At 25.8% G+C, this 22,067-nt stretch carries 18 protein-coding genes; 14 read left to right on the top strand and 4 right to left on the bottom strand.

What is annotated here, in order from left to right; translation table 4 throughout:
- Positions 1–202: 202 nt before the first annotated feature.
- The 10 genes from ACW95P_RS02745 to ACW95P_RS02700 all read left to right on the top strand — a co-directional run bounded on the left by ACW95P_RS02745 (position 203) and on the right by ACW95P_RS02700 (position 13,803).
- Positions 203–1,849 (top strand): site-specific DNA-methyltransferase, encoded by a 1,647-nt coding sequence (locus tag ACW95P_RS02745; protein WP_457961706.1) that lies wholly within the window; start codon positions 203–205, stop codon positions 1,847–1,849.
- Positions 1,850–2,042: 193 nt separating this feature from the next.
- A complete protein-coding gene (locus tag ACW95P_RS02740) occupies positions 2,043–3,704 on the top strand; it encodes a site-specific DNA-methyltransferase (RefSeq protein ID WP_457961705.1) in 1,662 nt (553 codons plus the stop codon).
- Positions 3,705–3,893: 189 nt separating this feature from the next.
- Positions 3,894–5,456, top strand: a complete 1,563-nt coding sequence (locus ACW95P_RS02735; protein WP_457961704.1) for a site-specific DNA-methyltransferase — start codon at positions 3,894–3,896, stop codon at positions 5,454–5,456.
- Positions 5,457–5,484: 28 nt separating this feature from the next.
- On the top strand, positions 5,485–8,199 hold the full coding sequence (locus ACW95P_RS02730; RefSeq protein ID WP_457961703.1) for a DEAD/DEAH box helicase family protein: 2,715 nt from the start codon (positions 5,485–5,487) through the stop codon (positions 8,197–8,199).
- 78 nt (positions 8,200–8,277) lie between these two features.
- Complete coding sequence (locus ACW95P_RS02725; RefSeq protein WP_457961702.1) at positions 8,278–9,168, top strand: hypothetical protein; 891 nt, start codon at positions 8,278–8,280, stop codon at positions 9,166–9,168.
- Positions 9,169–9,330: 162 nt separating this feature from the next.
- Positions 9,331–10,086 carry a phosphotransferase gene (locus tag ACW95P_RS02720; RefSeq protein WP_457961701.1) on the top strand — a complete coding sequence of 252 codons (756 nt, stop codon included), beginning with the start codon at positions 9,331–9,333 and terminating at the stop codon, positions 10,084–10,086.
- 81 nt (positions 10,087–10,167) lie between these two features.
- Complete coding sequence (locus ACW95P_RS02715; protein WP_457961700.1) at positions 10,168–11,232, top strand: alpha/beta hydrolase; 1,065 nt, start codon at positions 10,168–10,170, stop codon at positions 11,230–11,232.
- Positions 11,233–11,244: 12 nt separating this feature from the next.
- Complete coding sequence (locus ACW95P_RS02710; RefSeq protein WP_457961699.1) at positions 11,245–11,550, top strand: glycine cleavage system H family protein; 306 nt, start codon at positions 11,245–11,247, stop codon at positions 11,548–11,550.
- Between the two features lie 23 nt (positions 11,551–11,573).
- The gene (locus ACW95P_RS02705) at positions 11,574–12,611 is read left to right on the top strand and encodes a lipoate--protein ligase (protein ID WP_457961698.1); all 1,038 of its coding nucleotides are present in this window, start codon (positions 11,574–11,576) and stop codon (positions 12,609–12,611) included.
- Positions 12,612–12,618: 7 nt separating this feature from the next.
- Positions 12,619–13,803, top strand: coding sequence for an oxidoreductase (locus ACW95P_RS02700; RefSeq protein WP_457961697.1), 1,185 nt, complete (start codon positions 12,619–12,621; stop codon positions 13,801–13,803).
- A gap of 35 nt (positions 13,804–13,838) precedes the next feature.
- Here the strand turns inward: ACW95P_RS02700 and ACW95P_RS02695 are convergent, their stop codons facing one another.
- The 4 genes from ACW95P_RS02695 to ACW95P_RS02680 form a co-directional block, all read right to left on the bottom strand.
- Positions 13,839–13,970, bottom strand: coding sequence for an IS3 family transposase (locus tag ACW95P_RS02695; RefSeq protein ID WP_457961696.1), 132 nt, complete (start codon positions 13,968–13,970; stop codon positions 13,839–13,841).
- A complete protein-coding gene (locus ACW95P_RS02690) occupies positions 13,939–14,721 on the bottom strand; it encodes an IS3 family transposase (RefSeq protein WP_457961707.1) in 783 nt (260 codons plus the stop codon). The genes ACW95P_RS02695 and ACW95P_RS02690 overlap by 32 nt, the downstream gene beginning before the upstream one ends.
- A 2-nt stretch (positions 14,722–14,723) precedes the next feature.
- Positions 14,724–15,245: a transposase gene (locus ACW95P_RS02685; protein WP_457961695.1), complete on the bottom strand. Its 522-nt coding sequence runs from the start codon at positions 15,243–15,245 to the stop codon at positions 14,724–14,726.
- Positions 15,246–15,325: 80 nt separating this feature from the next.
- Positions 15,326–16,282: an MSC_0882 family membrane protein gene (locus ACW95P_RS02680; protein WP_457961694.1), complete on the bottom strand. Its 957-nt coding sequence runs from the start codon at positions 16,280–16,282 to the stop codon at positions 15,326–15,328.
- A 276-nt stretch (positions 16,283–16,558) separates the two neighbouring features.
- Between ACW95P_RS02680 and ACW95P_RS02675 the strand changes: the two genes are divergently transcribed.
- The 4 genes from ACW95P_RS02675 to ACW95P_RS02660 all read left to right on the top strand — a co-directional run bounded on the left by ACW95P_RS02675 (position 16,559) and on the right by ACW95P_RS02660 (position 22,067).
- Positions 16,559–17,857, top strand: a complete 1,299-nt coding sequence (locus ACW95P_RS02675) for a BMP family ABC transporter substrate-binding protein (RefSeq protein WP_457961693.1) — start codon at positions 16,559–16,561, stop codon at positions 17,855–17,857.
- Between the two features lie 174 nt (positions 17,858–18,031).
- Complete coding sequence (locus tag ACW95P_RS02670) at positions 18,032–19,579, top strand: ABC transporter ATP-binding protein (protein ID WP_457961692.1); 1,548 nt, start codon at positions 18,032–18,034, stop codon at positions 19,577–19,579.
- 2 nt (positions 19,580–19,581) lie between these two features.
- Positions 19,582–21,117 carry an ABC transporter permease gene (locus ACW95P_RS02665; protein ID WP_457961691.1) on the top strand — a complete coding sequence of 512 codons (1,536 nt, stop codon included), beginning with the start codon at positions 19,582–19,584 and terminating at the stop codon, positions 21,115–21,117.
- Positions 21,117–22,067, top strand: coding sequence for an ABC transporter permease (locus ACW95P_RS02660; protein WP_457961690.1), 951 nt, complete (start codon positions 21,117–21,119; stop codon positions 22,065–22,067). Before ACW95P_RS02665 ends, ACW95P_RS02660 begins: the two co-directional genes overlap by 1 nt.

The following is a 22,067-nucleotide window of genomic DNA, read 5'->3' as shown; positions in this document are numbered from 1 at the left end:
AAATTATTTAAATATTTTTTAAAATTTAAATAGTTCATATAATTTAATTTTAAAATAGTTATCATAAAAGGATTTAAAATGAAAAAATTTAATACTCTCTCTCTCTCTCTCTCTATATATATATATATATATATATATATATATATATATATATATATATATAGCTTAAAATCTTTTATACAAAAGTTAATAGGTGGTTGTTATGAATAAAACAACTGCCATTAACACAATCAAAAATCTTGACACAACATATTTAAATCAAGATCAAAAAAGGTTAGCATTAAAGATTATTGAATCATTTGATGAAAAAGATGATTTAAATGCCTTACTATCATTTATTTTAAAACGGATTAAAATTGGTTTTACATTTGATGAAACATTTGAAGTTGCTGAAGGACATATTGCAGTTGTAAATCAATTAAAAGATAAAAACATCAACATTAAAAACAACAATTTAGCAACAGAAAATGAAAATAAATTAATTATTGGTGAAAACTACGAAGCATTAAAAAATCTACTTCTAACTCACAAAGAAAAAATTGACATCATCTATATTGACCCTCCATACAATACTGAAAAAGCTGCAAATGATGGTAATAATTTATCATCAAAAGAAGGTCAAGCTTCAAAATTTATTTATAAAGATAAATTTGGACGTAATGGCTGATTAAACATGATGAATGAACGACTAAAATTAGCTAAAGAATTACTCTCTGAAGATGGTGTAATTTTTGTTTCAATTGATGATAATGAACAAGCCTATTTAAAAGTTTTGATGGATGAAATTTTTGGAGAAGAAAATTTTATTAATTTGATAACATGAGTTTCAAATAGAAAAGGTAGGCAAACTTCTAATGTGGGTTTAGCTAAAACAAATGAGTATATTTTATTTTATGCAAAAAATATATCTACACAAAATAAAATAGAAATGAATAGAGAATTTTTAGAAAAGTTAATGAGCAATCTTTATGATTCGAAAGATATCCAAATTTTTAATGATGATATTTCAGATTACATTTTATTAAATGAATTACAAAATACAAATATTAATTCTTTCAATATTCATACTAGAAAAAATTTGTATTACCCTATATATACAAATGGAAATGATATTTCTTTAGAGAAAGAGGACAATAAATATTTTGAAATACTACCACCTAAAAATAAGGATGGTCTTCAAGGAGTTTGGAGATGGAGTAAAGAAAAAGTTTTAAATGAAAAACATAACTTAAAAGTTATAAATAAAAATGGCTTATATAAAATTTACACAAAAAAACGTAATATTTCATATTATGTGAAAGATATTATTTTTTCTTCTAAAATTTCAACAAATTCAGGTAATAGTTTATTACAAACTATATTAAAAAGTGATTTTTTATATCCCAAACCCACTTCATTAATAAAATTTTTAACTCAATTTTGTAGTAATAAAAATGCAACAGTTTTAGATTTCTTTGCAGGTTCTGGCACAACAGGCCATGCAGTTTTGGAGATTAACCGTGAAGATGGAGGATCTAGAAATTTCATATTAGTTACAAATAATGAAAATAATATAGGTATTGATGTTACTTATGAAAGACTTTATAGAATAATAAACGGCCAAGGGACTAATAAAGAAAATTTTGATTGATTAAAAAATAATCAGCCTTATTCTACAGCGAAATTAAGAGTTTTTGATATCAAACATTTTGATATATCCATAGGCAAAACTACAGAAAAATCAATTGATGAAATAAAAGAAATTGCAATTAGCAATTTAAAACTTTTAAATCCAAATTATAATCCACAAAATTTAGATATTTATTATGATTTATCCGGTTTAAATCCTTATAAAAAAGAAGAAAAATAAATTTTTGCATTAAATAAAATTTGTATAATTTAATTTTAAATAAAAATTAGAAAAGGATTTAAAATGAAAAATTTATATAATTCATTAGCTTATAGATCAATTTTAAAAGCTAAAGCCCTTTCTATATATATATATATATATATATATATATATAGCTTAAACTCATCTATAAAAAAATTAATAGCAGGTTGTTATGAATAAAACAACCGCTATTAACATAATTAAAAACCTTGATACAACTTATTTAAATCAAGACCAAAAAAGATTAGCATTGAAAATTATTAACTCATTTGATGAAAAAGAAGATTTAGATGCTTTATTATCTTTTATTTTAAAACGAATTAAGATAGGTTTCACTTTTGATGAAACATTCGAAGTTGCTGAAGGGCATATTGCTTTAGTTAACCAATTAGTTGACAAAAACATTAACATTAAAAACAACAATTTAGCAACAGAAAATGAAAATAAATTAATTATTGGCGAAAATTACGAAGCCTTAAAAAATCTACTTTTAACTTATAAAGAAAAAATTGACATTATTTATATTGATCCGCCCTACAATACCGAATCAGCTGCAGGAGATGGTAATAATTTATCATCAAAAGAAGGTCAAGCTTCTAAATTCATTTACAAAGATAAATTTGGTCGTAACGGCTGATTAAACATGATGAATGAACGATTGCAATTAGCAAAAAAACTTCTTTCTGAAGATGGTGTAATTTTTGTTTCAATCGATGATAATGAACAAGCATATTTAAAAGTTTTAATGGATGAAATTTTCGGTGAAGAAAATTTTATTACTACTTTTATCATTGATAAAACAGCGCAAGGAGCAAATCAAAGTAAAAATTTTAAAAAACAACATGAGTTTTTGCATTTATATTCTAAAAATATAGAAAAATTTAATATTGAAATTAATATTAGTTCTAAAAGAGACGAAAAAAAATATAAATTTAAAGATGATTTTGGATGATATTCTATTACAAACTCTTTTGATTCCATAAATAGCCCATTAGAAAAAAATAAAAATAGAGGATATACAATATATTATGAACCGAAAAAGAATGAAGTAATTATAAAAGATGAATACAATAAAGATAAAAAAAATTTTAATAATTATGACAATGATTTAATTAATAAAGGTTTCGTTCCTATAAGACCGTCTATAAGAAAAGGTATTCAATATCCTTGAAATTGAGCTTCAGAAAGATTTATTAAAGAATATAAAGATGAAATAGTTTTTTCAAAAGATGTAAATAATGAATTTCGTATTTTTCATAAAAATAGATTTACAGGATATTCAAAAGATACTACAATTAAAAAATTTGATACTAGAAAATTTGGTAATGAGTTACTAGTTTCAATATTAGGGCAAAAAAAATTTGATTATCCTAAATCATTAGAAATGATGAAATGAGTTATTTCTAAAATGAAAAACAAAAATGCAACAGTTTTAGATTTTTTTGCGGGTTCTGGCACAACAGGCCATGCCGTTTTAGAACTTAATCGTGAAGATGGTGGATCAAGAAACTTTATATTAGTTACAAATAATGAAAATAATATAGGATTAGATGTAACTTATGAACGACTTTATAGAATAATAGAAGGTAAAAGTACTAATGGAGAAACTTTTGTCTGATTAAAAAATAATCAGCCTTATTCTACAGCAAAATTAAGAGTTTTTGATATCAAGCATTTTGATATATCCATAGGCAAAACTACAGAAAAATCAATTGATGAAATAAAAGAAATTGCAATTAGCAATTTAAAACTTTTAAATCCAAGTTATAGTCCACAAAATTTAGACATTTATTATGATCTTTCTGGATTAAATCCATACAAAAAAGAAAAATAGCAACACTTTTTAAAATAAATAAAATTTGTATAATTTAATTTTAAAATAACTATCATAAAAGGATTTAAAATGAAAAAATTACAAAATTTATTTACTTATGGATTAAGTAAAAAATCTAACGCCCATTCTATATATATATATATATATATAGCTTAAAATTATTTATTCAAAAATTAATGGTAGGTTGCTATGAATAAAACAACCGCCATTAACATAATTGAAAACTTAGATACAACTTATTTAAATCAAGATCAAAAAAGATTAGCAATAAAAATCATTAACTCATTTGATGAAAAAGAAGATTTAGATGCTTTATTATCTTTTATTTTAAAACGAATTAAGATAGGTTTCACTTTTGACGAAACATTTGAAGTTGCTGAAGGATATATTGCTTTAGTTAATCAATCGGTTGATAAAAACATCTACATTAAAAACAACAATTTAGCAACAGAAGATGAAAATAAATTAATTATTGGTGAAAATTACGAAGCCTTAAAAAATCTACTTTTAACTTATAAAGAAAAAATTGACATTATTTATATTGATCCGCCCTACAATACCGAATCAGCTGCAGGTGATGGTAATAATCTTTCTTCCAAAGAAGGCCAAGCTTCTAAATTTATTTACAAAGATAAATTTGGTCGTAACGGCTGATTAAACATGATGAATGAACGATTGCAATTAGCAAAAAAACTTCTTTCTGAAGATGGTGTAATTTTTGTTTCGATTGATGATAATGAACAAGCATATTTAAAAGTTTTAATGGATGAAATTTTTGGTGAAGAAAATTTTATTACAAATTTTGTTTGACAAAAAAAGTCTGGCGGCGGATTAAGCACACAAATTTATGAGGGCCATGAGTATGTTCTTGCTTATTCTAGTCAAATTAGAAAGAAATCCCTTTCTGAAGTTAACACAAAATTATCAGGATTTAAAAAATATCTAAACAAGTTTAATGGGAAATTAATTTTAATAAATGATGATATATTAAGAAAAAATTTTGGTAAAAAAATAAATAAGAATGAGCATAGAAATTTAGCTTACGAAGATTTAACGGAAGAGAAGAAAAAATATTGAGATTTATTAATAGATAATGAAAATTATATTTTAGTTCCTTTCAAAGCAGAACCAGGGAAACATTTAGTTGCTAAAATTTTTAAAAATGATGGCACAATGAAAAAAATTCCATATAGCATAATTAAATTACCTTATACAATAATAAGTGGAATATGGACAAAAGATGGTAATAATGAAATATTGGAAACTAATTTAACATTTGATAATCCGAAACCTATAGAATTAATAAAATATTTAATTCATTTACACCCTAACAAAAATGCAACAATTTTAGACTTTTTTGCAGGCTCAGGAACAACAGGACATGCAACATTGCAATTAAATAGTGAAGATAATGGCAAAAGAAATTTTATTTTAGTAACAAATAATGAAAATGAAATTGCAGAAAAAGTTACTTATGAAAGATTGTTAACGATTATAAATGGCCGTAATACAAAAGGTTTTGAAACAGAATGAAATATTAAAAATAAAAACTTTGAAAACAGTAAATTAAGAGTTTTTGATATCAAGCATTTTAATATATCCATAGGCAAAACTACAGAAAAATCAATTGATGAAATAAAAGAAATTGCAATTAGCAATTTAAAACTTTTAAATCCAAGTTATAATCCACAAAATTTAGACATTTATTACGATCTTTCTGGATTAAACCCATACAAAAAAGAAAAAAAATAAAATCAAAAAAGGAAAATTCATTATTATGATGTTAACAAGGTCTCAAGAAAATGCTGTAAATAGAATTGTAAAAAGATATATAGAGCATACTAGAAAAGATAAAATTGTAGATTTTAAAGCTCCTACAGGTTCTGGTAAAACTTTTATGGCTTCTTATATTATTTCTAAAATTGCCGAATATATCAATATTTACAAACCAAGCAAAAAAGTAATGTTTGTTATAGCAACAATTTCAAATGCTGAGTTGCCAAAAGCATTTTCAAAAAAAATTGAATACTATAAAAAATATTTACCTTTTCAAAATTTAAATATTGAACATCGTGTTTCTCCGTCTAGCACAGATAAAGGGGAAGACGTTAAAAAATTTTATGTTGAAAATAATAAGGTTTTAATTTTTGGAACTTCTTCATTTGGAAAGAAAAAACTTTTTACAGAATTAGGTATTTTAAATGATTTTATTCAAGAAGCTAAAAATGATCCTAATTTAGAACTTATTTATATAAGAGATGAAGCGCATAGGGGTGATTATAAATCAGGTGATATTAAAATTTTTGATCAAAATTTTGATAGTCAATTAATAGATGTTGCATCATTTGTAATAAAAATGACAGCAACACCAAAAAATTTAAATTATTTAATAGAGTTAACACCTGAAGAACTTGAAAATGATGAAAAATTTCTTTTAAAAACAGAAGGAGAATACCCTAAACTAGAAGAAATTGAAGAAGATTATTTTGCACTTAAAAATGCTATTAAAAAATTTAAAGAAATACAAAAAGAATATAAAAAATTAGAAAAAGATGAAATTTATATTAATCCAGCAATGTTGATACAAGTTCGCTCAGAAGATTCAAAAGGTTCGGCAGCAGAAAAAAAATTTAAAAAAGAAGAATTTGATAAAAATATTGCAGAAATAATTAAATTATTAGTAGATAACGGTTTGAGTTATTTAAAATATTTTTCAAATGATAAAGTAAGTAGTAATTTAAATTTTCCCCCAACTCTTGAAGAAGCTTCAAAACATAATTCATTATTTGATGTAATTATTTTCAAAGTTGGTCCAGCAACTGGATGAGATATACCTAGGGCTTGTATGCTAGTTCAACTTAGAAGAGTTTCTTCAGAACAATTAAATATACAAACAATAGGTAGGATAAAAAGAAATCCCCATCCTTTATTAGAAAAGAACGAAATAACAAATAAATATTATTTATATAGTGATTTTCAAGAATCCACAAGGTTTAATCAGTCTTATAAACTTAAGCCTAAGTTTGAGAATGTTCAATTAGCTAGTGGTTTTATTAAAAACAAGCAGGAAATAAATGAAAAAAATGAGAATTCACTTTTAAATAAAATTGAAGAAAAAATATTAAATCACAATTTAACAAATCAACAATACTTAGAAAATGAAAAATCAACAAAATTAGAAATACCAAAAGCAGAAATTTCTTATATTCAAAATGCTACAACTGGTGAAAAAGTAAATGATAAAGAATACTTTAAAAACAAAATAAACTTAAGAATTTACATTTTAAATAGTTTAGAAAAGTACAAATATTTATTTACTCCTAAAATTAATGATTATTTAAAAAAATATTGTGAAAAAGAAAATTTAGATTTCGATATATTTATATATACATTAATTACCAAAAAAATGAGAGATCTAGAAACATTCTATAAAGAAGCTTTAATTATAAATAGAGAAAATGAAGAGTATAAAATTAATATAGATACAAAAATGTTAGACACATATAATGTTTGAATATCTAAAAACCAATTATCAATAGATAATATCCACAAGTATCAAAATTATGCTTATGAAGAAATTGTAGATTCAGAAAAAAAAGAAGAATTTCAGAAACTTTATTTAGATTCAAAACCTGAAAAAGATTTTATTGATAAATTATTTGAATCATTAAATAAATATAATTTAATTAAAAATAATGAAAAAAATAGTAATTTAATTTCATTATTTTCAAAATTACCTACTCAACATTCAGATATTAATTTTGAGTACTTTAATGAAAAAGAATATGATAGCGGATATAGGCAATCATATATTGATTTTGTTATTAAAACAAAATTTGGCTTCCAATACTTTATAGAAGTAAAATCTAAATATAATGATTATGATAAGGATAAAACCTATAGTTTAAAACTTGGTTATCAAAAATATATGAAAAGCTATTTTAGCAATACAATTTCATTACTAATTGGTTTAGTTAATACAGAAAACCAAAGTGTTGAAATAGTTTTACCACAAAAAAAAGATCACAAACATGACAAGATAACACTTAACTATTTAATTGAAAAAATTTTTTTTAATGAAATCACATATAGCCACTTTAATAACATTAATCAAATATACTTAAAAAAATTAAAAGAATTTGTTAATGAAAATAAAGAAAACAATCCTAGTCTTTTCAAAAGCTTTTACATAGACAAGGATATTGAATTAGTGGATGCATATTTTTATCAAGAATCTAATGATGATCCTGAAAATGATTTATATAAAAATATTGTTTTGAATTATTTTAATGAAAAAATGAACATAAATATAACTATTAAAGATATAAATAAATTTATGTCAGAAAAATCATTATATTTAAAAGAATATTTAGTATTTTTAAATGATCAAAGATTTAATCATATAATAAACGAATTTCAAGAAAATGAATTTCCATTAAAAGAACTAAAAAAGAATATAGACTTAAAAATTTCAGAAAAAATTTTTACAATTTAAACTTCATTATTTAAATAGAATATTTAAAAAGAAATAAAATTACAATAAATAGTTTAAAAATTTAAAAGGTAAATAACAATGAAAAACAAACTTAAATGTAAAGATTTAAAAAAAGAAATATTAAATGTAATTCCAGAGATTACTGATTTAACAATTTTGACACCCTTAGAAAAAACGGATATTTTAATAAAAAAACATTATATTTCTTTAGATTTTAATGATTTATTCGAAGATGAAGATGGAATAACAATTTATGTAAAAGAAATATATTTTAATTTAAACTTATATTCACTACTATATAGTATCAGAATAGATCAAAATAAATTTGACAAAGAAGACATTAATCGAGTTACAGATGATGTAAAAAAAGCTATTTTATTGAGTGTAAGAAAAAAAATTTATGAAAACTTGTTTATTCATGTAAATGACACAATCAATGATTTAAATATTAATTCAAATGCTTCTGCTATTGAATATAAAGGTGGATTCACTAAAGAAGCTGAATTAAAATGCCTAGATTTATTTAAATTTGATTTTTATGATTTAGATTCTTTAATAAGTAGTGTAATTAATTTAAAAAATAATGAAAAAAAAGATTTTTTTATTTTAATGCACGTAGAAACATTACAGTATTTGCAAACAAAAATAATGTTTAAAAATAATTTGTCTATTTTTGAAAAATTATATGATTTAAAAAATAATGAATACAACGGAGTAAAAATATTAACTTCTTTTGAATATCCTTTTAAATTTGATTCATTTAACAAATTGTGAAAAAAAGATGATATCCCAGCTGCTATTTGTCATAAAAAATCATTTATGATTTATGGTTTAGAATTTGAAATTTTAGACAATAAAAAATATGATAAAGAAAATGATACATATTGTAAATATGTAAAAACAAGAGGCGAAGTTAAAATGATTGATCCTTTTGTTAATTCAAAATTTCTTAAAATTAGAGATATTTAAAAAATATATAATTTATAAAACTAGATATATAATAAATTTCAACAAAAATTTTTTTTAGTGTTTATTTTTTATCTATTTTTAATATCTTACTTTTCTAATTTTTCTTGTTAATTTAAAATTTATATAAAAATAAAAATTTTGAAAAAGCTATATAATTTTTTTATGAAAATACCACTTAAAAAAGGCCTAACAAATGTTTCTTATAAAGATGGTGATTTGTTTGTTCAGGAAAAAGTTTACACCAAATTTAATCACAAACTTGACTATAGTCAATTAAAAATGTTTGATTTTGTACCAGAACTAATTTCAGATAATGACAAAGAAATTGTTTGAAAATGGATTGAAGGACAAGAATTTTATACAAGTGAAGAAAACTTGAAAAAAATTGCTGCCATCATGAAAACAATTCACACTTCTAAATTACAATTACCAGCTTCAAATCATGCCGCTAGAGTCAAGGAATATCGTAAGATCTTGCAAGAAAAAAATATTAATATTCCAGTATTAAATAAATATTATAAAAAGATTAATTTAATCTTAAAAAATATGAAAAAAGATATTCCTTGTCACAATGATTTGTGATTTAGAAACATGATTATTGATAATAACAATAAAATTTTTGTTCTAGATTGAGAATATGCTACAAAAGGAGATAAACATTTTGATCTAGCTTATTTCATTGAAAGCTCTGCTTTAAATGATGAACAAGAAACTATTTTATTAGATGCATATGAAGATTATGATTATGAATATATTTTGCAACATCGAATTTTTGTTAATTATTTAATTATTCTATGAATTCATGCTCAAAAAGTTAAACCTGAGAATATGGATGATAAAATTTTTCAAGATAAAATTGAAAAATTAGTTCTAATCTTAGAAGAGTACCAAGCAAAGTGAAAAAGTCAAAAAGCTTAAGTTTTTTAAGCTTTTTTATTACTTTTGGTTAGATAAAGTAATATAATTTTTATTAATATTTTATTAAAAAAAGGATTACAAATGCGTGTTATAAATAAAGATGTGCCTCAAAATGTTATTGAAAATGGTTATGATAAATTTACTTATAATTTTTGGAAAAAATTAGCTAGAACTTTGTTGTTTCCTTTGACAATATATTATTCTAAAAAATACCAAAAACAATTTTGAGAATTTTGTTTTACTTATCCAAGAGTGGGTAAAATACCAACTGAAGATGGCGGTGAAATTGAATATCACAGTTTTGAAAATCATTATTATGATGTTGTTAAAAAAGATTTAACAAAACATGGTTATCCAATCAAATGAGAAAATGAAAATTATCAAGAATTTGTTTTAAAAAATAATGATGGTAAAAACATTAGTTGTTTAACTGTAATGCAGAAAAAACTTACTGATAAATGAGTTATTGGTTTACATGGATGAACAGAAAATAAATTTTTAGCTTTACGCCTAGTAACCTTATTTTATAAAATGGGTTATAATGTTTTAACTTTTGATAATTATGCTCATGGTAAAACATATGGTGATTATAGTGATACCGGAATTAATTCTGCCAATGATTTACCAATTATCATTGATTACTTAAAACAAAAACATGGTGCTAAAGTAATTGGCATGGTTGGAAACAGCATGGGTGCTTCAACTATTAATTATTATTTATTAAATAATGATGATGGACATCAAATTAGTTGAGCAATTCCAGACTGTGGTTTTATTAGCTTGTTAGTGCAATTTCGGTTTGTAATGCAATATCGATTTAAAAAACCTTGATGATTAATGGATCACAATTTATTAAAAAGTCATCGTGAATTAACCAAGTCAAATATTTTTGATTATGACTTATTACAAAAAACAGCAACTAATTATAAAACGCCCATTTTATTAATCCATGGTAAGGGTGATGACTTTGTGCCTTTTTTCCATGCTAATGTTGTCCATCAGAAACAATTAGAAAATAAAAATCCTTATTATGACTATCTATTTTTGGATAAAATTAATCATATTGAAACATTATTCAAAGCACATGATGCTTATGAAGCGAAAATTAAAGAATTTATTAAAAAACATGAAAAACCAATTAACTAAGGAGTTATAAATATGACAAGCGAAACAAAACAATTGATTATTATTGAAAATAATGGTGTATATACAATTCACCCTTCCACAAGACTACAAGATGATTTGGGTGCTGTAAATTACATTAAAGTTGAACCTATTACCATAGGAACAAAATTACAAGAAAATGATTTAATTTTAACAATTGAATCTTCAAAAGCAATTATGTATTTAAGATCCCCTTTTGCAGGTGAAGTAGTTGAATTTAATGAGGAATTAGAAACTAACCCTAAACTCTTAAACTCAAGCAATCAATTTGAAAATTGAATTTTAAAATTAACTAAATAAACAAGTAAAGAAATAGGTAGAATATGATTTTAGTTGAACCAATCAGAGACGGCAAGCTAATTAAAGATGGTGCTTACATCATGGCACTGCAAGTGTGAGCATTAAACACATTAAAAATTCAAGACACATTAGTTTTCCCTTTTATTTGTGACCCACATGTGCAATTTGGATATTTTCAAAATCCTGAAGTTGAAACTAATCGTGAATTTTTAGAAAAACACAATATTCCAGTTGTACGTCGTGATACAGGGGGCGGAGCAATCTATATTGATAACAATTCTGTTAATTTTTGTTTTTTAATTCCGGATGCCAATAATGAAAATGATATTCTAGGAAATTACAAAAAGTTTTACCAACCAATTATCAACATTTTAGCAAGCATGGGTGTTAAAAACTTAGAACAAACGGGGAAAAATGATTTAACAATTAATGGTAAAAAAGTTTCTGGTGCTGCAATGTTGAAGAAAGATGATGTAATTTACGGTGGTTATTCACTTTTATACCAAATTGATTATGAATCAATGTTACAAGTTTTAAATCCAAATCGAAAAAAAATTGAATCTAAAGGAATTCAATCAGTAAAACAAAGAGTTACTGAATTAAAAGATTATTTAGATCCTCAATTTCAAAATTTCAATATTTACCAATTCCGTGATGAAATTTTAAAACGTATGTTTCATGTAGATAACTTAGATAAAGTTGAAAAATATGTATTAACAGATCAAGAATGAGCTCAAATTGATGATTTAGTTGCTAAAAAATACAAAAATTGAGACTGAGTTTATGGTTTAACGCCACAATATTCATATAATCGTGATCAACGTTTTGAAGGCGTGGGGACAATCAATATTTCTTTATTAGTTGAAGAATCAAAAATTGCCAAATGCAAAATTAGTGGGGACTTCTTCACAACAAAAAATTTAGGTGAAATTGAGCAAGGTCTGATTGGCACCAAAATGACAAAAGCAGATTTATTTGTTAAATTACAAAACTTAAATTTACCAGAATATTTTTTCAACAAAATCACAGTGGAAGATTTTGTTAATTTAATTTTAAGTTAGACACATTATGAATCTAAAATATCAAAAATTATTTGAACCAATTAAAATTAAAAATTCTATCTTACATGACAGATTTGTTTTATCGCCCTTAACTTTAAATATTTCTGAAAATGGTTTTGTTAGTCAAGGTGATATTGACTATGCACTGAGAAGATCAAAAAGCGCAGCTTTATCAATCACAAGCGCAGCATATATTAATTTAGAAGGGCGAATCTTTGATCACGGTTTTGGAGTCGATGAAGATGCTAAAATTGCAGCTTTAGCAAAACTAGCTAAAGCAATGAAAGCAAATGGTGCTAAAGCGATTTTGCAACTTGTTCATGCCGGAAGATTTTCAACTATTAGCTTGGAAACGTTAGGCTATGTTGTTGGTCCTTCGCCACTCACTTTTATGTACCCTTATAAACATCGAGTTCGAGAATTAACAATTGCAGAAATCAAAGATTTGATTAAAGATTATCAAAAAGCAACTTGAAGAGCGATTCAAGCCGGATTTGATGGAGTTGAAGTCTCTTCAGCCCAAAAACTTATTATTCAAAGTTTTTTTTCACCTTTTAGCAATAAACGTACTGATCAATATGGGGCAACTAGTATTGCTAATCGTTCTCGATTAGCAATTGAAGTTTTGCAAGCTGTAAAACAAGTAATTAATGAGTATGCCTCGCCCGATTTTATTTTAGGTTATCGAGCAACAGCGGAAGAAACATTAGGGGGAGAAATCGGTTATCCCATAACTGATTTTTTAGAGTTTTTAGATTTAATGCTAGAGCAAACCCAAATTGATTATTTAGCTTTAGCAAGTTGGGGGCGGGAAATTTATAAATATCAGGTGCAATCACCGGGTCCTTATTTTGGTGAAATTGTTAACAAAGTGGTTTATCAACATGTTAACAAGCGCGTTCCTGTGATTGTTAGTGGTGGTATTAATACACCTGAAAAATGCTTAGAAGCATTACAACATGGTGATTTGGTGGGTTTATCATCAGTTTTTGTAGCAGATCCGGAGTTTGTTACTAAAATTAAAAATGATAATTTAGAGCAAATTAATTTACATATTACTTTAGATAATTTAGCAGATCTAGCAATTCCTCAAAATGCATTTAACAAAATGGTACAACTAATGGATTTTGGTGAAAGCTTACCCCAAGACACCCGTGATGAATTACGAAAATTAGAAACAAAAGCACAATAAAATGCTATGCGCCCAAAAAGTTGGATTTATAAATTTTAAGTATTTGAATGATCTCTGAATTCTGCGGGGGTCATTTTATTTAATCTAATTGATATCCTTTGGTTATTATAATATTCAATGTAGTTTTCTATTGCTTTAATTAAAATCTTCAATATCCTCAAATTCATGTTCATGTCCATAAAACATTTCTCTTTTTAGGATTCCAAAAAAGTTTTCCATAATTGAATTATCTAAACAATTTCCTTTTCTTGACATTGATTGAATGATGCCTTTTTCTTCTAAAGCATTTTGATATTTTTTCATTTGATATTGTCAGCCTTGATCTGAATGAAAAATTAATCCTTTTAAATTATTAAATTTATTAAAAGCTTGTTGTAGCATTTTTTTAATTTGCTTAAAGTCGGGAGATTTAGAAATATCATAAGCAATAATTTCACGAGTATGTAAATCCATAATCGGAGAAAGAAATATCTTTTGTTCCTTAAATGAAAATTGTGTTACATCAGTCACTCATTTTTGGTTTGTTTTTGTAGTTGAAAAGTCTCTCGTTTTTTGGTTTTTATTTATATCATCATTTGCTTGAGCAACAAGTAAATGATTTGGAGAGATTTTGCTTATTTGCCCGCGATAGGTAATAAGTTTTCTTTTGGTTTTTTTAACTGCAATCAAACCTATTTCTTTCATTAATCTTCGTACTTTTTTAGTATTTATAACCATTTTTCTTTTTAATTCTGCATGAATTCCGCGATATCCATATCTTTCAAAGTGTTTTGTGAAAATTATAAGGATTTCTTCTTTAACTTCATTATCTTTATCATAACTAAGCTTAGAAGCTCAATAGTAATAAACTGATTTAGAAATTTTAGCAGCTTTTAATAAATTTTTTAACTTATATTTCTTATATAGTTGAATGATAATGTTTACTTTTTGTTTTGCTTTGATTCTTCTTTCTTCTTCATCAGTTCACGTAACTTTTTTAAATAAGCAATTTCAGCTTGTAAATATTCAATCTTCTCCTTTTGTTGTTTTTCTTTGTTTGTTTCATTATTTTGGTTTTTGTCTTTGTTTTTTAATAAAAAATCTTCGTGGTTTGTCATTCTTTGCCTACCTCTTTTTTTAGTTATTAAATTATAACCATTTTCAAGATAAGATCTAACTCAATTTGAAATCATAGCAGGAGAATTAATATCATATTCTGAAGCAAGATCACTAATATTTTCATGTTGAAGCAAAACTTTATTAATTACTTCTAATTTGATTTCATTAGAATATTTTTTATTTTTAATTTTTTCAAAAGATTTTAAACCTTTTTTATTTCCAAGTCTTATTAAGTTATAAATTACCTGTCTATCAACATTGTATTTTTTAGACAAATTTAATACTGACTGGTTTTTAGATTCATTATAAATTTTAATTTTTTGTTCTTTTGTTAGTTTTGACATAAAAAAATGCGCTCCTTAGTTGTTTTGTCCAACTTTTGAGGCGCACTGCATAAAATGTGCTTTTTTATATTTTTAATTAATTATTTTTTACCTTTAACTGAAGTAGTAATTTTAATAATGGTTTTGGTAATTCACAAGAGTAGAAGCAAAATCACTAGCGGTGCTAAACATAGAAAAAAGCAAAGTTTATTACGTTTGCGTTTAGACTCATAAAAATTCACATGCAATAAATCTTTATTTAAAACAAATTGTTTTAAAATATTTAATTTATGTTTGCGATACAAAAACATTGCAGCCACAAGTAATAACAAAATTCCGGAAGTAATCAAGTAGGATTTTCATAATGTATTAAAAGAAAAAGCATATTCCTTCCATAAATAATCATGAAAGGAAAGTTCGGGATTAACTGCATCTTTGGGCACGATCCAAGGTGTGAAATAATTTAACAATCACACAATAAATGTAAATAAACCAAAATAAAAAATAATAAAAATAACAGTTCACAAAAAATGAATTTGTCGGAATACAATTTTTTTATAAATTAAAGCCGATCAATCGCGAATTTGTTCTGGATAGGGGGCGGCGGGATTGAATAATGAAATAGCTTCTTGTTTTTTATTTAAATCAATAAAATCAATAACATTGCTTAAACACAAAAATAAACTCAAAGCTCCAATAATTCCGGGCAATAAAAATCAGTGTCATGGGGCTATAGTTACGTCTTTAGCAAATGAATCTGGCAAAAAATAAATTAATAAAATCAATAATACTGCTAATAAAAATATTCCGCCATAAACTATCAAGGCAATATTTTTATAATACTTTTCATTTTTAAAAATACGAATGATGGCTTTATTTTGCTTTTGATAAAAAGCTTGTGAATTATCATGCATCACATAAGGTTGTTGTAAATTTGCTTTAAAAGCAATAGGGTTATCTTCTAAATTGCGCTGCTCCTGCTGCTCAGGAGTTTGTTCTTGATTAGCTTGATTTGCTTCACTATCTTTACTTTTGCTTTTTGAAAATCAATTTTTCATTTTCTCAATTCCTTAAGTTAATTTCAAAAATTCTGTTATTTAAAATTATAAGCTATATTAAATTAAAACAAAAACTGCAATTTTATTAAACAAGCAAAATTAAGAAAAAAAGCAGTTTTTTATGAAACACTTTTAGCTTTTTTTCAAACTTGTTAAACTTAGTTAAATTTGAAAAAAAGTAAAAAAATATTATAATTTATATAATATTAAAATTAAATAAAAATATTTTGATATTGTTTAAATTTTTTCATTGCATAAAAAGATCGCGGAGGCCTAATGAAAATTAAAAATATGTTAAAAACTTTAGCAATTACAAGTGTACCATTAGTAACACTTGTTGCAGTTGCTTGTGGAAACAATTCTTCAGTTCCAAAACCAAACAACTACATTGAACCAGCAAATAGATTAACAAAAGTTAACGAAAAAAGTTCAGAAGGATTAGAAAAAGAATTTATTGAAAAAAATAAAATAGTTGTTATCACTGATGCAGGAGAGGTTACAGATAAATCATTTAACCAGTCAGCTTGAGAAGCGTTGCTATACACATATGATCAATTACAAAAATTTACAGATAATGCATTACCTAAAGATTTTGTAAGATCTGCAAAACCAGCAACAGAAACTTATGCAGCTTATAGCGCGGTTTATGATACAGCTTTAGAAAATGGTTACAAATTCTGATTGTTACCAGGTTTCAAACATGAGCAGCACATTAAAACATATTGAGCAGCAAAAAAAAATGAACTAAAAGAAGCAGGAGTTGTAATTATTGGTATTGACTTTAATCCGGATTTGGGAGAAGATACTAATAACAACTTTGGATTAAACTTTAAAACTGAAGAAAGTTCATTTATCGTAGGTAGAGCTGCTGCTGAATTCTTGGCTAAAAAATATCCAGGAGATTCTAACAAAGACAAGCGTGTTCTTTCTTCATTTGGAGGGGGAACATTCCCAGGTGTAACTAACTTTATTATTGGATTTCTAGAAGGTGTAAAAAGTTGAAATGATACATCTGGAGTAGATAAAGTAAAAGTTAATGGAGACACAGTTATTACCAACTCAGGATTTGATTCAAAAACAACCGATATGACATCAGCAGTCCAATCTTCTGTCTCTGGTGAAACAAAACTTATTTTTCCAGTTGCAGGACCAGCTACAGCAGTGGTTTTAGAAAAAATTAAAAACACACCTGAAAAATTAGTTATTGGTGTTGATACTAACCAATCACTAGCTTTCCCTGAAGAAGCGTCTAAATTCTTTAGCTCAGTGGAAAAAGGAATGACTCAAGCTTCATATGATGTTTTAATTGGTTTATTCAAAAAACAAACAGCCACACAAATTGGAAGTAAATTAAATAAGGGTTATGCTGATAAATGAGTAGGATACTCAGCAACAACATTAACGGGATCTGACAAAACATTGGCTGAAGCAGCATTAACAGCTGCTGCAGCATACTTTATAGATGCAAACAATGATGTATTAAATAAATACTTAAAAACAATTGAAACAGAATCAACAAAGATTCAAGAACAATTAAATAAATTAGCTAAAGAAATTAATGAATCAGCTAAATAGTCATTTATTTTAAATAAACAAAATTATTAAAAAATTGTTTTTTATTCAAAAGACAATTTTTTTATTATTAATTTTTTGTAAGAATTCAAAATTGCTTAAAAACTTGTTTTTAAATATAAGTTAAATAAGTTAAAATTTTAAAGGATTAAATTTAAATCAACAATTGAGGTTTTTATGGAAAAAGAGTATGCTGTTGAGTTTAAAAACATCACTAAATCTTTTTATGGCCTAAAAGCTAATGATGATATTAGTTTTAAAGTTGAAAAAGGCACAATCCATGCATTAATTGGTGAAAATGGTGCTGGGAAATCAACTTTAATGTCCATCTTATTTGGTTTATATGAACCGACAGAAGGGGAAATCAAAGTTAATGGCAAAGAAGTGTATGTTAAGAACCCATTTGAAGCTAGCGAAATTGGAATCGGAATGGTTCACCAACATTTTAAATTAGTTGATGCTTACACTAATTTAGAAAATATTGTTCTAGGAAATGAGCTAGAAACAGAATTTAAATTTTTAGATCAAAAAAATGCTGCAATCAAAATTAAAGCATTGCAAGAAAAATATGGTCTAGAGTTTAGTTTGAATGAAAAAACTGAAAATGCAACTGTAGCCACTCAGCAAAAAGTTGAAATTATGAAGATGCTTTACCGAGATGCTGATATTTTAATTTTTGATGAACCTACTGCTGTTTTAACAGAACAAGAAATTCAAGGTTTATTGAAAATTATGCTGAAGTTTAAAGAAGCGGGGAAAACAATTATTTTCATTTCTCACAAATTAAAAGAAATTAAGCAAGTTTGTGATGAAGCCACAGTTATCCGACTTGGAAAAGTTACAAAAAAATTTCCAACACTAAAAGGTGTAGATTTTCAAGACATTTCCAAAGCTATGGTTGGAGCAAATGTTGAAATGATTAAAAATGATAATTCTAAATTTGGTAGCAATGTAATTTTAAAATTAGAAAATGTTTCAACCAAAGGAATTAAACATTTAGATGATGTAAGTTTTGAAGTTCATGCTGGTGAAATATTTGCAATTGCCGGAATTGAAAACAATGGACAGGAAGACATTGAATTTTTAGTAACTGGTTTAAAAAAAGCTAAAAGTGGTTCAATTCAAAAATTTGTTGCTAAAAAAAATAAATTTGTTGAATTAACTAAAATGGATGTTAAATCTATTAAAAAACAAGGCTTAAGTTACATTCCTGGTGATCGTCATAAATATGGATTAGTGCTTGATTTTAATGTTAATGACAATTCTATTTTAAGATCTCTTTATGATAAAAAAACAAAAAAATGAGGTTTTATAAAAAATTCTTTTAAAAAAAATTTAACAAAAGAAATTATTCAAAATTTTGATGTTAGAGGTTCTAGGGATGGGGTTGCTATAGCTAGAGATCTTTCGGGGGGGAACCAACAAAAAGCAATTGTTGGGCGTGAAATTTTAACACCTCATGATTTATTGGTCGTTGTACAACCAACTCGAGGATTGGATGTTGGAGCTATTAACAATATTCACTCTTACATTTTGGAAGAAAAAGCTAAAGGAAAAGCAATTTTGTTAATCTCATATGAGTTAGATGAAATTTTTTCATTAGCAGACACAATCGCAGTAATTAATAAAGGAAAAATTGAAGCTATTAGACCAAAAGAGAAATTCACTAGAGAAATAATCGGTTTAATGATGTCGGGTTCACACAAAAGTAAGGAGCAGCAATAACAATGTTAACTAAATTAAATTATTATTTAGATAAAGGCTTATCTTACTTTAGATTAAACCAAAATATTACTGCTCGTAGAAAATTATATAGTTCATTTTGAGCAATTGTTTTTGGAGTTATTATTACTGCTATTTTTTTAGCTATTATGGGATTTAATTCCGGAGAAATCCTAAGTGGTTTCATTACTGGAGCATTTAGTAAAATTAATGCTGGAAAATTTGGAATGATGTTTTCTGTTTATGTAGTTATTGGTATTGCTGTTGGGATTGGTTTTAAGGTTGGGCTTTTCAATATCGGAATACCTGGGCAAATGATGCTTGGAGGAATTTTTGCAGTAGTTTATTTACTTCAATCTGAACAAAAAGCAATTGACTACGTTATTTCGATAATAATATCAATTTTATTAGGAGCTGGGCTAGCATTATTTGCGGCAATATTTAAAGCTTTTTTTAATGTTCATGAAGTTATTTCTACATTACTGCTAAACTGAGTTGTTGTTTACATTGGGAGATATGTTTTTAGAGCATCCTCTCCTTTTGCAAACTCAACAGGAGATGCTTCAAGATCTTTAGATTTACCATCTGAATTAAGTTATAACAATATTTGAATTTACATTGTTATTTTTTCAGTAATTTTTGCTTTTCTTATTTGAATTGTTTTACAAAAAACTACTTTAGGATACAAAATTAAAGCAACCGGATTAAATCAAGATGCCGCTAAATATGCTGGGGTTAATCAAAAATTAACTACATTAGCAACATTAACATTTTCGGGAGCATTATCAGGTTTAGCTGGATGATTATTTTATATCATTTACAACGGAACTTATGCTGTAGCTTCTGAACCCTTGATTTTAGGTTTTAATAGTATTGCTATTTCTTTATTAGCATTTAACTCACCAATTGGAATTCTATTAAGCTCAGTTTTTTATACAATTATTGAAGTTGGACTGCCGCAAGCTAAATTTATCGATGAAAGAATGCACGAAGGTAACATCAACATTATGTTAGGTATTGTAATTTATGTTATCGCCTTATCCGTTGTATTTGTTAAATTTAAGCCGATGCATTTATTAAGAAAATATATGATTTTATATACTCAAAAAAGCTATTGAAATTTATTGAAAAGATATATATTGAACCGTAAACAACTTTTATTCGAATATAAAAAATCTTTGGTAAAAGCAAATCAAGAAGTAAAAGCAAATAAAACACAAACAAAAGCTATTAAAAAACAAATGAAAAATTTAATTGACTTTAAAAAGTTGAAAACATTATCTAATGAGGAAAAATTAGAATTATATGAAGAAGCTTCTAAAGCAAAAAAAGAGTTTAATGAAAAGCTTGTAGAATTAAAATACTTTGCAAGAAAAAATGTAAATAGTCGTTTTAGAGCATTAAATAAAGATTTAAAAAATCGTTATAAAATTGCTAAAAATACAATTTTTATAGAAATATTAAAAACAAAAAAAGATTATTTATACATACCTATAATGCACATAAAAAAATCATTAACAAAGAAAGGAGCGACTAAATAATGGCGGAATTCTGAGTTACACTAGTAGTTGGACTTTTTGTAATAGCAATTATTTTATCGTTAGCAGGATTAGCTGGTGCATTCAGTGAAAAAGTCGGAATTGTTAATATTGGTATTAATGGTATGATGATTATAGGGGCAGTATTTTATAATTTGTTTGGACAGCAGTTATATCCATATATGCCTTCTGCGTGATTGCAAGTTTTATTATTTCCACTTGCTGCAATCATGGCTATGATATTTTCGTGATTTTTTGCGCTTGTGACTGTTAAATTTAAAGCTGACCACGTTATTTCTGGGTTTGCAATTAATGGGCTTGCATTAGGAATTGCAATTCTTGTACTTTACTTATGAGGTACTGCTCAAAAACTTTCTAATCCAACACCAGAGTTAGCTTGAGAACAACAAATACCCAGTTTAGAAGCTTGAAAAAATATTTTTTCATTAAAAACATTAATTTTAATTGTTGTTGCAATTGCAGCTTGAATCTTTTTAAACAAAACAAAATACGGTTTGAGATATCGTTCAGTTGGAGAAAATCCACAAGCTTCTGACGCAGCCGGAATTAATGTTAACCGCATGAAATTTATTGGAATTAGCATCTCTGGTTTCCTATCTGGATTAGCTGGCGCTGTTTATGGAAATTTTGTTGGAATTGCATTTGGTGGAGGAGTTGCTGGACTTGGGTTCTTAGCGCTTGCTGTTATGATTATGGGACAATGAAAAACTATTTACATCGTTGTAATCTCTTTTGTTTTTGCATTTATATATAAGTTCTCTGCTGATGTATCATTTACCACAGTTGCAGAGTTACAATGATTTAGACAAAACGTTGGTGAGTTAATGCAAATCATTCCTTACTTATTACCAATTTTCTTCCTTGCAGCTTTTTCAAAATACTCAAAAGGACCCAAAGCTGCTGGTCAAATTTATGATAAGAGTAAACGCTAA

The organism is Mycoplasma pogonae (assembly GCF_054170725.1).
This window is presented reverse-complemented; position numbering and strand designations above follow the sequence as displayed.